The sequence below is a fragment of the Agrobacterium sp. ST15.16.024 genome (assembly GCF_027956545.1).
Lineage (GTDB): Bacteria > Pseudomonadota > Alphaproteobacteria > Rhizobiales > Rhizobiaceae > Agrobacterium > Agrobacterium cucumeris.
In genome coordinates this window covers 67,323-80,167 of record NZ_JAQKGO010000001.1, presented here as the reverse complement: position 1 = coordinate 80,167, position 12,845 = coordinate 67,323, and the positions used below count along the sequence as shown (strand labels likewise).

The window sequence follows — 12,845 nt, the reverse complement described above, 5'->3', positions numbered from 1 at the left end:
AAAAGGACAGGTGGCCGAGTGGTTTAAGGCGCACGCCTGGAACGCGTGTGTGCGTGAAAGCGTACCGTGGGTTCGAATCCCACCCTGTCCGCCATTTTCCCAAATAGTCAGATAAGCCCACGACTTAGCGTCTATTGCCGCTTTCTCCTTCGATACCCCCTTTTCTTCCCCGCATGCCGTATGGATTTGCAGACTACAGGGTTGCCGCACACAGCAGCGCTCGCGTGACGGACCAATCCTGGCATCACATTTCCTTTTTACCCGGGTGTAATTGACGAAATTGTTTTACCCGGATATTAATTGCGACATTCATTGTGGCGAGTGTGACATGTCGAATCCCCCCAGCAGGCCTTGCACAGCCTTTTCCGGCGACAGATTACTGCTCAGCGGCCTTCTGGCCGAAGTGGCCATCGCGATCCGCCGATTGGGCGAGACGGACAAAACGATCCTCGTATTCGACGATGCCACAGGTCGTGTCGTCGATTTGGATCTGCGTGGCACCGATACGGAAATCGTTGAACGGCTCTCCCACCTGCCAAAGGCAACTGTGCGAAGCGATCGACCGGAGGCCGATGCAACCTCCGGCCCGACGGTTTCGGAGGAAGGGCAGAATCAGAAGAACCGCGGGCGGCCGAAACTGGGTGTCGTCGCCCGCGAGGTGACCCTGCTGCCACGGCAGTGGGAGTGGCTTGCCGCCCGGCCCGGCGGCGCTTCAGCGGCATTAAGGCGTCTGGTGGACGAGGCCAGAAAGGCTGGGCATCCGCATCAGGAAAAGCGGGCGGCACAGGAGGCCGCGTATCAATTCATGCAAGCGATCGCGGGAAACCTCCCCGGCTACGAGGAAGCGATACGAGCCCTTTTTGCAGATGACCGCCCCGCGCTGGAAGAACGGACCACATCATGGCCCGCAGATATCAGGGCCTATGCCCTGCGCCTCGCATTCAGGTCGCACGACCGGCGGCATTCTTGACGCGCCGAAAAACCGAACACCGCGAGCAGAGCAGAACCCATGCCCTGTTTCCAATGATTTCCGCTGGAGGGCAGCCGTGAATATTGCAAGATCCAATGGCATCGAACTCGCCTGGGACAGTTTCGGTGATGTAACCGATGAGGCGATCCTGCTGATTTCCGGTCTGGGGACGCAGATGATCCGCTGGACGATACCTTTTTGCGAGCATCTGGCCGCAGCGGGTTATCGCGTAATCCGCTTCGACAATCGCGATACCGGCTGCTCCACCCACTTCAGCAGTTCGCCCCCACCGGATTTCGGCGCACTTGCATCCGCATTGATGGCAGGACGTCGGCCCCAGGTGCCCTATACACTTGGCGATATGGCAGTCGACGCCGTCAGCCTCCTCGACACACTCGGTATCGCAAAGGCGCATGTCGTTGGACGCTCGATGGGAGGAATGATCGCACAGGTCCTTGCGAGTGATCATCCAGACCGCGTCCTTTCCTTAACTTCGATCATGTCCAGCACCGGTAATCCCGCCCTGCCGCAGGCGGCACCCGATGTCATGGCAATGATGATGGCGCCCGCGCCTGACCCCGCCATCGATCAGCAGGGGTTTCTGGCTGCGCGCCTCGCTTTCGCCCGCCGGATTGCCAGTATCGGTTATCCGTTCAACGAAGATGCCCATCGTACCCTCCTGCTGGAAGAGGTGCGTCGAAACCATGATCCCGATGGCGTGGCACGGCAGATCGCAGGCATGGCGGTGGCAGGAGACCGACGCTCGCGTCTGGCGACGATTACAGCACCGGCGCTCGTCATTCACGGAACCGACGATCCATTGATCCCGTCAGCCTGCGGTCAGGATACGGCGCTTTCGATTCCAAATGCGATTTATCTGCCGATCGAAGGGATGGGGCACGACCTTCCAGGCGAACTCGAGCAGACGGTTATCAAGGCCATTTGCAGCATGACCAAAAGGAAAAACTTCGCGGGAGCACCACACCCCACGTAACCCGCCATAGCCCCTGCCATGCGCAATAGCCGCCAAAATTGAACTTCGCCCGTCTCCGTCCGCCAGCACACCTGATGGTGGGACAGCATAGCGTCAAAGTCGCGTTTTCCCGTTTCCGCAAGCGTTGATGGCTATGCTTCCGCACAGACTGAGGTTTCCTGCGCTTTTTGCTGCGCTTACCCCTCTCTTGCGCCTTGCAGCAGGAAAAATCGCTCCTTATATACGCCGCAGAACTGCAGCGAATGTTGCAAATCCAAGTCAAGGAGTTGCCACAAGAATGCCTCACGGGGTTCCGGCAGCTCGCTTCAAGGAGAGAAGAGCATGGCAAAAGTAATCGGTATCGACCTTGGCACGACCAATTCCTGCGTCGCAGTGATGGACGGCAAGGACACGAAAGTAATTGAAAACGCGGAAGGTGCACGCACCACGCCGTCCATGGTGGCATTTTCCGACGATGGCGAACGCCTTGTCGGCCAGCCGGCCAAGCGCCAGGCCGTCACCAACCCGACCAACACCCTGTTTGCGGTCAAGCGCCTCATCGGCCGTCGTTATGAAGACCCGACCGTTGAAAAGGACAAGCACCTCGTCCCCTTCGAGATCGTCAATGGCGACAATGGTGACGCCTGGGTGAAGGCGCAGGACAAGAACTATTCCCCTTCGCAGATTTCCGCGATGATCCTTCAGAAGATGAAGGAAACGGCTGAATCCTATCTCGGCGAAAAGGTCGAGAAGGCCGTCATCACCGTTCCGGCGTACTTCAACGACGCGCAGCGCCAGGCAACCAAGGATGCCGGCCGCATCGCCGGTCTTGATGTTCTGCGTATCATCAACGAGCCGACTGCAGCTGCACTCGCTTACGGCCTCGACAAGAAGGACGGCAAGACGATCGCCGTTTATGACCTTGGCGGCGGTACCTTCGATATTTCCGTTCTGGAAATCGGCGACGGCGTCTTCGAAGTGAAGTCGACCAACGGCGATACCTTCCTCGGTGGTGAAGACTTCGACATGCGTCTGGTCGAATATCTGGCCGGCGAATTCAAGAAGGATCAGGGCATCGACCTGAAGAACGACAAGCTCGCTCTGCAGCGCCTCAAGGAAGCTGCCGAAAAGGCAAAGATCGAACTTTCGTCTTCGCAGCAGACCGAAATCAACCTGCCCTTCATCACGGCTGACGCTTCCGGTCCGAAGCATCTGACGCTGAAGCTCACCCGCGCCAAGTTCGAAAGCCTGGTTGACGATCTGGTGCAGCGCACCGTCGCACCTTGCAAGGCGGCGCTGAAGGATGCCGGCGTTACCGCTGCCGAGATCGACGAAGTCGTTCTCGTGGGTGGCATGAGCCGCATGCCGAAGGTGCAGGAAGTCGTCAAGCAGCTGTTCGGCAAAGAGCCGCACAAGGGCGTGAACCCGGATGAAGTTGTTGCCATGGGCGCCGCCATTCAGGCCGGCGTTCTGCAGGGTGACGTCAAGGACGTTCTGCTGCTCGACGTGACCCCGCTGTCGCTCGGCATCGAAACGCTGGGTGGCGTCTTCACCCGTCTGATCGATCGCAACACGACGATCCCGACGAAGAAGAGCCAGACCTTCTCGACCGCCGAAGACAACCAGTCGGCCGTGACCATCCGCGTTTCGCAGGGCGAGCGTGAAATGGCGCAGGACAACAAGCTGCTCGGCCAGTTCGACCTCGTTGGTCTGCCGCCGTCGCCGCGTGGCGTTCCGCAGATCGAAGTTACCTTCGATATCGACGCCAACGGCATCGTGCAGGTGTCCGCCAAGGACAAGGGCACCGGCAAGGAACAGCAGATCCGCATCCAGGCCTCCGGTGGTCTGTCCGACGCCGACATCGAAAAGATGGTCAAGGACGCCGAGGCCAATGCCGAAGCCGACAAGAAGCGTCGTGCGGGTGTCGAAGCCAAGAACCAGGCAGAAAGCCTTATTCACTCCACCGAAAAGTCGGTGAAGGAATATGGCGACAAGGTTTCCGAGACCGACCGCAAGGCGATCGAAGATGCCATTGCCAGCCTGAAGACAGCGGTTGAAGCTTCCGAGCCTGACGCCGACGACATTCAGGCGAAGACCCAGACCCTCATGGAAGTTTCCATGAAGCTCGGTCAGGCCATCTATGAAGCACAGCAGGCCGAGGCCGGCGATGCTTCTGAAGGCGGCAAGGATGACGTCGTCGATGCCGACTATGAAGAAATCAAGGACGACAAGAAGTCCGCATAATCGCGTGACTTCCCTACTCCTCACACCATATGCAAGACATCCGGCTGCCGACGTGCAGCCGGAAATCCATTTGCGGGGCTTGTTAACTTAATGGCGAAAGCAGACTTTTACGAAACACTCGGCGTCAGCAAGACCGCGGACGAAAAAGAGCTGAAAAGCGCCTTCCGCAAACTCGCGATGAAATACCATCCGGACAAGAACCCGGATAACGCCGAATCCGAGCAGAAATTCAAGGAAATCAACGAAGCATACGAAACGCTGAAGGACCCGCAGAAGCGCGCGGCCTATGACCGTTTCGGCCACGCCGCGTTTGAAAATGGCGGCATGGGTGGCGGCGGAATGGGCGGCGGCGGTTTTGCCAATGGCGGCTTCTCCGACATCTTCGAAGACATTTTCGGTGAGATGATGGGTGGTGGTCGTGCGCGCCGCTCTTCCGGCGGGCGCGAGCGCGGGGCCGATCTTCGCTACAATATGGAAATCACGCTGGAGGAAGCCTTCGCCGGCAAAACGGCGCAGATCAGGGTTCCGACCTCGATTACCTGCGACGTCTGTTCCGGCTCTGGCGCCAAACCCGGTACGCAGCCCAAGACCTGCGCCACCTGTCAGGGTTCCGGCCGCGTGCGCGCGGCACAGGGCTTCTTCTCGGTGGAGCGCACCTGCCCGACCTGCCATGGTCGCGGCCAGACGATTTCCGATCCGTGCGGCAAGTGCCACGGTCAGGGTCGTGTGACGGAAGAGCGTTCGCTCTCGGTCAACATTCCCTCGGGCATCGAGGATGGCACGCGCATTCGTCTACAGGGCGAAGGCGAAGCCGGCATGCGTGGCGGCCCGGCGGGTGATCTTTATATCTTCCTGTCCGTGCGACCGCATGAGTTCTTCCAGCGCGACGGTGCCGACCTTTATTGCACCGTGCCGATTTCAATGACGACGGCAGCGCTTGGCGGCACCTTCGATGTCACGACGCTCGACGGCACGAAGTCGCGCGTCACGGTTCCGGAAGGCACCCAACCGGGCAAGCAGTTCCGTCTGAAGGGCAAGGGCATGCCGGTGCTGCGTTCGGCGCAGACCGGTGATCTCTACATCCAGATTCAGATCGAGACGCCGCAGAAGCTCAGCAAGCGTCAGCGCGAGCTGTTGCAGGAATTCGAACAGCTCTCCTCCAAGGAGAACAATCCGGAATCGACCGGCTTCTTTGCCCGGATGAAAGAATTCTTCGACGGCTGATCACCGCCGGCTACGTTCATTAATAACGCCGCCATCCTTCGGGACTGGCGGCGTTATTATTTTGGGCTCAGCCGGAAAAGCCGCCTTCATCAAGATATTGCCGTTCCTCCGGCGTCGTTTCCCGCAGCAATATGTCGTTGCGATGCGGAAAGCGGCCGAAACGCTCGACGATATCGCGATGTTCTTCGGCATGGTGCAGATAAAGCCCGCCAAGCGGCTGGTTCAGGTCACAGGCGCGCTGCTGGGCCGCAATATCCTCGGCATGGGAAAAGGGCAGATAGAAGAAAACGCGCAGATCCTCGCTCACTGCCTGATCGTGACCACGGCGTATGGCCTCATCGGCAAACAGGCGTGCCAGCGGATCAGTGGCGTACATATGGGCAGTGCCACGAAAGCAGTTGCGCGGGAACTGGTCGAGAAGAAGCATCAGGGCAAGACTGCTTTCCGCACCGGCCAGCCAGTCATCCAGTTCACGCCGTGCAGCAGCGAAATGGGCATCGCGGAAGCGGTCGTGAAAGTGATTGTCGAAGGCGGCATCCTTGTCGAACCATTTGTCCGGCCCGGCCTTTTTCCAGAAATTGGTGATTTCGGCGGCAAGCGCGGCTGTGTCGTTTTTCATCGGGTTCTCCCTGTCAGTAATGCGGTGGCCGGGTGATGGCAGGCGCGTCCAGCGATTGCTCCTCAAGGCTCAGGAACCTCTCCGTCAAGCGGTCGAGCTTGGCGCGGGTCTGCTCCACCACCTTCCACTGTTCCGTCAGCTGATCGGACAGCTCCTCGATGGTCTTTGCCTGATGAGCGATCGTTTCCTCGAGCGCAATGATCCGTTTTTCGGTTTCCGACGTCATATCGACCTCTCTTTCCCGCCCTTCCTTGGGCTTAAAAGCGCGGGAGTCAACCATATGTCGCTTTCGTGAAGCGAATTCGTCACAACCGATCCAGACACAAAAAAGCCGGCGATGCTTCCATCGCCGGCGCCTCACGGTTTGATATTGCTCAGTCTTCTTCCACGAAAACCTCTTCGCGTTTCTTCTTCACGCTGGGCAGGAAGACGATGATCAGGACGGCCAGAGCGATGAAAAGCAGGGTGGCGCTGATCGGGCGGGTGACGAAGGTCGTCGGATCGCCACGCGACAGGATCATGGCGCGACGCAGGTTTTCCTCCAGCAGCGGCCCGAGCACGAAGCCCAAAAGCAGTGGGGCAGGCTCGCAGCGCAGTTTCACCAGCACGTAACCGATGAAACCGAAGAAGGCGACGGCATAGAGATCGAAGACGTTGGAATTAACGCTGTAGACCCCGATGGCGCAGAAGGCCATGATGATGGGGAACAGCACGTAATAAGGCACCGTCAACAGCTTCACCCACAGCCCGATCAGCGGCAGGTTGAGGATGACGAGCATCAGGTTGCCGATCCACATGGAGGCGATGATGCCCCAGAACAGCGCCGGCTGTTCGGTTGCAACGTTCGGGCCTGGCACGATGCCCTGAATGATCATCGCACCGATCATCAACGCCATGACCGGGTTGGCCGGAATGCCAAGGGTCAGCAACGGGATGAAGGAGGTCTGCGCGCCGGCATTATTGGCCGATTCCGGACCGGCAACACCGGCAACCGCGCCATGCCCGAATTCTTCCGGGTTCTTGGAGACGCGTTTTTCCACCGTGTAAGAGGCAAAGGCCGCAAGAATTGCCCCACCGCCCGGCAGGATGCCGAGAGCCGAGCCGATAACCGTGCCGCGCAGCACCGGGCCGATCATGGCCTTGAAATCTTCCTTAGACGGCATCAGGCTACTGACCTTGGCGATCAGCACCGACCGGGTGCGTTCGTTCTCGAGATTGCGCAGGATTTCCGCAATACCGAAGACGCCCACGGCGACCGCAACGAAGTTCAGGCCATCGGCATATTCGCGGATGCCGAGGGTGAAGCGCGGCGTACCGCTATAGATATCCGTACCAACCAGACCAAGCAACAGACCGAGCACGACCATGGCCAGCGCCTTGACGATGGAGCCATGGGCAAGTGCGATGGACGAGACAAGGCCGACGACCATCAGCGAGAAATATTCAGCGGCACCGAATTCCAGCGCGATCGCCGTCAGAGGTGGAGCGAAGATTGCCACGAGGAAGGTGGAAACCGTACCCGCGAAAAACGAGCCGATGGCGGCGATTGCAAGTGCAGCACCCGCCTTGCCCTTGCGTGCCATCTGGTAACCATCAATGGCAGTCACGGCGGAGGAAGACTCCCCCGGCATATTGATGAGAATGGCCGTGGTGGAACCGCCATATTGCGCGCCGTAATAAATGCCGGCGAGCATGATCAGCGAGGAGACGGGCTCAAGCTGAAAGGTGATTGGCAGCAGCATGGCGATGGTCGCCGTTGCGCCGATGCCCGGCAACACGCCGATGAGGGTGCCGAGCAATACGCCGATCAGGCAGAAAAATAGGTTTGCCAGCGACGAAGCGGTGACGAAACCGAGAGCGAGATTATTGAGCAAATCCATCGGGGCGCCTCAAAATTTAAGCCAGGGGCCGAAGCGCTGGAATGGCAGGCCGAGACCATAATTGAACACAGCAACGGAGAAGACCGTGATGGCGGCAGAAATAACGACGGCCATCAGCGGGCTCATCTTGTGCGAGGCGAAGGCTGCGATAAGCGCGCTGAAAAACAGTGCTGGCACGAAACCCAATCCGCGGACCGTGAAGCCGAAAAAGATCGGCGCGGGCAGGATGAAAAAAATCCCCCGCCAGGCGATGGCGCCGATGACATCACCCTGCACGCGGGTGGCGCGGAAGAATATGACGCTGCCGAGCAGGATCAGCACGATTGCCAGAACAAGCGGGAAATAACCCGGCCCCATGCGAAAGGCGGTTCCGATTTCCAGCCCGAAGGATTGCAAGGCGAAAAAAGCGCCAAAACCGATGAATATGGCCCCGCAGGCTGCTTCGGCAGGGTCAATGAAAAACGACTTCATGAAAGATGCCCCTCCACTGCGGCCGGCAATACACCGTTCCGCGCGTTAAAAATGACGGCAGAAAACCGGCGGCGAGACGCCGCCGGTCACTTCCTGATCATCAATCGGCATATTGGCCGGCGGACTCGATAACCGGCTTCCAGCGAGCGATTTCGCTTTCAAGCTTGGCCTTGAGTGCCGCGGGCGTCGCATCGCTTTCAGGGGAAGGCGTCGTGCCGAGTTCGGCAAAACGAGCCGCGACATTTTTGTCCTTCAGCGCAACCTGCAGCGACTTGGAGAGCTTTTCGTTGATTTCAGCAGGCGTGCCCTTCGGCGTATAGATGCCGTGCCAGATACCGACTTCGAGTTTCGGCAGGCCTTCTTCGGCGACCGTCGGCACATCCGGAAGCACGTCGAGCCGCTTGGCCGTGGTTACGGCATAGGCTTTCACGGTTCCGCCCTGGATCTGCTTGGTGGTGTTGGTGGTCTGGTCGCACATGATATCGACCTGGCCGCCGAGCAGATCGGTCATGGCCGGGCCTGTGCCCTTGTAGGGAACGGTGACCAGCGGCGTCTCAATGGCGCTCATGAACAACATGCCGCACAGATGCGATGCGGCGCCGATGCCGGCATTGGCGACGGTGACCTTGTCCTTGTTCGCCTTGGCGTAGTCGATCAGACCCTTGAGGTCCTTCGTCTCGAGGTTCTTGCGCGACAGAATGGTCATCGGCACTTCGGTGACCAGACCGACATATTCGAAAGCGTTTGTCGTGTCATAGGCGAGCTTGCGATAGAGCGTGGCGCTGGTTGCCATGCCGATATGGTGCAAGAGAACCGTGTAACCGTCCGGATCCGCCGAAGCCACACGGCCAGCACCGAGCGTGCCGCCCGCGCCGCCGACATTTTCGACGATGATCTGCTGGCCAAGATCCTTCGACATGGATTCGGCAACAAGGCGCGCGACCGTATCCGTCGGGCCACCGGCAGCAAAAGGCACGACCATGGTGATGTTACGCTCGGGATAATTCTGAGCGGATGCGGACAGCGCAAAAAGGGAAACGGCAGCGGCGGCAGCAAGGCCGGTGACTGTCTTCAGTATTTTCATCGATTCCTCCCGGATGAAAATTTTCGCCACTTCAGCCGCGCATACTCCTCTATGGCGGCCGGGGTGAGCTATTTGCGATCCGGGATTGTCGTTCAGCAACGGCGGTCTTGCCAAGAGATGCGCTTTTATCGTCGTCACAAACGGCAATGGGTGGATTTCTACCCATAGGGGTTCATACGTGGGTGGAAATCCACCCATCACACCTCTGTCATATGACGGTGCAGCTCGTATTTCTGCATTTTTTCGTAAAGCGTTTTGCGGGAAATGCCGAGGCTCTCATAGACGGATTTCAGATTGCCGCCATGGACGGCAATCGCGCGTGCAATCAGGCTTTTTTCATAGGCTGCAACCCTTGTGGCAAGCCCTTCCCTGCCATCGTCCTGAAACGACGGCGAGGCTTCGGAAGCATCACTTTCCAGACCAAGGACGAAGCGGTCCGCCGCATTGCGCAATTCACGTACGTTGCCAGGCCACTCGCGAAGGGAAACGACTGAAAGCAGTTGTTGCGGCACGTCCACATCCTCCCGCCCGTAACGGGCGGCAGCCTCCCGCACCAGATGCAGGAAGAGCAGCGGTATGTCGGCACTGCGCTGCGACAGGGAGGGCACGAGGATTGTCGCGACATTCAGGCGATAAAGAAGATCGGCGCGGAACCGGCCCGCGGCGACTTCCTGTTCCAGATCGACCTTGCTGGTGGCAATGAAACGGACGTCGAGTTCCACGGTTTCATTGGAGCCGAGGCGGGTAATAACCCGCTCCTGCAAGACACGCAGGAACCGGCCCTGCAATTCGAACGGCATGGAGCCGATTTCATCCAGCAGGATGGTACCGCCACGGGCGTGCTCGAACTTGCCGTAACGCGGGCGCAGCGCACCCGGAAAAGCGCCGGCCTCATGGCCGAAGAGTTCGCTTTCGATCAGCGTCTGCGGAAGGGCGGCGCAATTGATCGCGACGAAGGGCCGGTTGGCTCTGGCGCTGATATCATGCAGCGCCCGCGCCACCACCTCCTTGCCTGCACCGGTGTCGCCGACGATCAGCGTATCGGCGTCCGTCGCGCCGATGGCACGGATGCGGTAGCGCAGATCGACCATGATCTGGGTTCGGCCGGGAAGGCGCGTCTCGAGATCGTCGTTCTTGCCCGCCACCGCTTTGAGACGGCGGTTTTCCAGCACCAGCGCCCGCCGGTCATTGGCCCTTTTGATGATGCCGGCGAGATATTGCGGCGTAAACGGCTTTTCGATGAAGTCATAAGCGCCGTTGCGCATGGCGTTGACGGCCAGCTGCACATCGCCATGGCCGGTCATCAGGATGACAGGTATTTCCGGGTCAAGCTCCCGGACCTTCTGCAGCAGCGTCATGCCATCCATGCCGGGCATGCGGATATCGCTGACCACGACGCCATCAAAGCTGTAACCGATAAGTTCGAGCGCATGTTCGGCGCTCGCCAGCATGGTGACGGCGAAACCGGAAAGCTCCAGCGCCTGTGCGGTGGAGAAACGCAGCTCCTCCTCGTCATCGATCAACAGAACCCGCGACATGGTCATTCGGCGGCCACCTCCATTCGATAGGCGGCTGCCGGCAATTCGATTTCGAATTCCGCCCCACCCTCTTCATGGTTTCGCACACGCAACTGGCCGCCGAAATCCTTGATGATGTTGTAGGAGATGGAAAGGCCAAGGCCGAGACCGCGCCCTACACCCTTGGTGGTGAAGAAGGGATCGAAGATGCGTTCAGAAATCGCCGGCGGCACGCCGGGGCCGCGATCGCGAATGAAAATCGACACTGTCTGGTCATGCTGCACAGCCTGCAGGGAAATGCGGCGATCCTCGCGCCCTTCCACGGCATCGGCAGCATTGGAAATGATGTTGACGAGCACCTGCTGCAGCCGCACTGAGCCGGCCTTCACCGCAAGCGGCACCGGGCCAAGATCGACATCCAGCACCGCATTGGCAGCCTTCAGCCGCGCACCGACGATTTCCAGCGTATCGCGAAGCACGGCCTCCAGACCGACCGCCGCCATTTTTTCGTTGGGCTTGCGGGCGAAATTCCTCAAGTGTTTGCTGATGGACGCCATACGATCGATGAGGCCCGAAATGCGTCTGAGATTTTCCGTCACATCGTCCAGGCGCCCGCGCTCCACCAGGAGGGAAGCGTTTTCCGCATAGTTCTTGGCGGCGGCAAGCGGCTGGTTAAACTCGTGCGACAGAGCCGCCGACATCTGACCGAGTGCGGCAAGCTTACCCGCCTGCACCAGATCATTCTGCATCTTGCGCAATTGTTTCTCGGTCTGACGGCGTTCGGCAATCTCGTGCTTGATCTCCTGGTTGACCCGGGCGAGATCGGCGGTGCGTTCCTCTACCCGGCGCTCCAGCTCCGCCTGCGCCTCGGCCTGATGCGTCAGGCGCTCACGCAGACGCCGCCGTCTCTGCAGGATGGCGGCGATGAGGGCGGCGGCGAGGCACAGGCACAGGATGATGGCAATCATCGCCGTCTTGACCTGTGTTCTGACTGAACCCGTATCCATCAGCACGCTGACGGTCCAGCCGGCATCCGGCATCGGCTGGGAAAGGACCATATATTCCCTCTCCCCGTCATTCTGGGTGATCGTCATCAGTTGATGGGAGCCGAAATTGCCGTTTTTCAGCGGCAGCTCCTTCAGTGCAGCATTTGCGTATCGACGGGAGGCCTCCGTGCGCGCCAACCTTTCGGGTGTCAGCGGCATCAAGCCGGAATAGAGCCATTGCGGCGTTCCGGTCATGAAAATGATGCCTTCCGGATCGGAAACGAGAATACGGTTCTCGCCATCACCGAAGGAGGCCTCTATGCCTTCGATATCGACCTTGAAGACGATGACGCCCTTGATCTCCTCATTAAAGAGAATGGGGGCGGAAAAATAATAACCGCGCTTGAAGGAGGTCGTGCCAAGCGCGAAGAATCGTGACTGGAAGCCCTTGGCAGCATCTTGAAAATAGGGGCGATAGCTGAAGTTCTCGCCAACGAAGCTGGTCGGTCCATCATAATTGCTGGCCGCGACGGTCTCTCCGTCCAGCGTTATGATGTAGATATCGGAGGATTCCAGCAGGGTGTTGATGGATTTCAGGTAGACATTGGCACGCTGGCGCAGCGCCTCATCCTTCGGATGCGCGACCAGTTCCTCAATGTCGTCGTGGTCGGCAATCAGGGCTGGCAGCGGCTCGTAACGGCTCAAAAGCCCGCCGAGCGCCGAGACGGCCAACCTCAGAGTGGTACGCCCCTGATCGGAGACTTCGCCGAAATAGCTTTCCGCGATAATGCCGCCACCCCTTGTCACGGCGCCATAACCGAGACCGAGGCTGAGAAATATCAGCAAAATCCAGCGATATTTCACCGAAGCTCCTCTC

11 protein-coding genes and 1 tRNA gene are annotated in these 12,845 nt (G+C 59.2%); 5 read left to right on the top strand and 7 right to left on the bottom strand.

The annotated features are described in order from the left end of the window. Positions 1-4: 4 nt before the first annotated feature. The 5 genes from PL640_RS00365 (at position 5) to dnaJ (ending at position 5,411) form a co-directional block, all read left to right on the top strand. Positions 5-94, top strand: a tRNA-Ser gene (locus PL640_RS00365). 234 nt (positions 95-328) lie between these two features. Beyond that, positions 329-970 carry a DUF2239 family protein gene (locus tag PL640_RS00360; protein WP_271360492.1) on the top strand — a complete coding sequence of 214 codons (642 nt, stop codon included), beginning with the start codon at positions 329-331 and terminating at the stop codon, positions 968-970. Between the two features lie 76 nt (positions 971-1,046). Further along, positions 1,047-1,964 (top strand): alpha/beta fold hydrolase, encoded by a 918-nt coding sequence (locus PL640_RS00355; protein ID WP_271360491.1) that lies wholly within the window; start codon positions 1,047-1,049, stop codon positions 1,962-1,964. Positions 1,965-2,285: 321 nt separating this feature from the next. Continuing rightward, complete coding sequence (gene dnaK, locus PL640_RS00350; protein WP_142840755.1) at positions 2,286-4,187, top strand: molecular chaperone DnaK; 1,902 nt, start codon at positions 2,286-2,288, stop codon at positions 4,185-4,187. A gap of 90 nt (positions 4,188-4,277) precedes the next feature. Beyond that, positions 4,278-5,411 (top strand): molecular chaperone DnaJ, encoded by a 1,134-nt coding sequence (gene dnaJ, locus PL640_RS00345; protein ID WP_035219642.1) that lies wholly within the window; start codon positions 4,278-4,280, stop codon positions 5,409-5,411. A gap of 67 nt (positions 5,412-5,478) precedes the next feature. On the opposite strand, the gene PL640_RS00340 is transcribed toward dnaJ, so the two are convergent. The 7 genes from PL640_RS00340 to PL640_RS00310 all read right to left on the bottom strand — a co-directional run bounded on the left by PL640_RS00340 (position 5,479) and on the right by PL640_RS00310 (position 12,832). Beyond that, a complete protein-coding gene (locus tag PL640_RS00340; protein WP_271360490.1) occupies positions 5,479-6,030 on the bottom strand; it encodes a DUF924 family protein in 552 nt (183 codons plus the stop codon). Positions 6,031-6,043: 13 nt separating this feature from the next. Beyond that, the gene (locus PL640_RS00335; RefSeq protein WP_013635242.1) at positions 6,044-6,256 is read right to left on the bottom strand and encodes a SlyX family protein; all 213 of its coding nucleotides are present in this window, start codon (positions 6,254-6,256) and stop codon (positions 6,044-6,046) included. Positions 6,257-6,404: 148 nt separating this feature from the next. Beyond that, positions 6,405-7,910 (bottom strand): tripartite tricarboxylate transporter permease, encoded by a 1,506-nt coding sequence (locus PL640_RS00330; RefSeq protein ID WP_142840753.1) that lies wholly within the window; start codon positions 7,908-7,910, stop codon positions 6,405-6,407. 9 nt (positions 7,911-7,919) lie between these two features. Continuing rightward, on the bottom strand, positions 7,920-8,381 hold the full coding sequence (locus PL640_RS00325; RefSeq protein ID WP_046799131.1) for a tripartite tricarboxylate transporter TctB family protein: 462 nt from the start codon (positions 8,379-8,381) through the stop codon (positions 7,920-7,922). 100 nt (positions 8,382-8,481) lie between these two features. Beyond that, the gene (locus PL640_RS00320) at positions 8,482-9,465 is read right to left on the bottom strand and encodes a tripartite tricarboxylate transporter substrate-binding protein (protein WP_142840752.1); all 984 of its coding nucleotides are present in this window, start codon (positions 9,463-9,465) and stop codon (positions 8,482-8,484) included. A 197-nt stretch (positions 9,466-9,662) separates the two neighbouring features. Further along, positions 9,663-11,009 carry a sigma-54-dependent transcriptional regulator gene (locus PL640_RS00315; RefSeq protein ID WP_271360489.1) on the bottom strand — a complete coding sequence of 449 codons (1,347 nt, stop codon included), beginning with the start codon at positions 11,007-11,009 and terminating at the stop codon, positions 9,663-9,665. Beyond that, a complete protein-coding gene (locus PL640_RS00310; RefSeq protein WP_271360488.1) occupies positions 11,006-12,832 on the bottom strand; it encodes a sensor histidine kinase in 1,827 nt (608 codons plus the stop codon). Before PL640_RS00310 ends, PL640_RS00315 begins: the two co-directional genes overlap by 4 nt. Positions 12,833-12,845 lie beyond the last annotated feature (13 nt).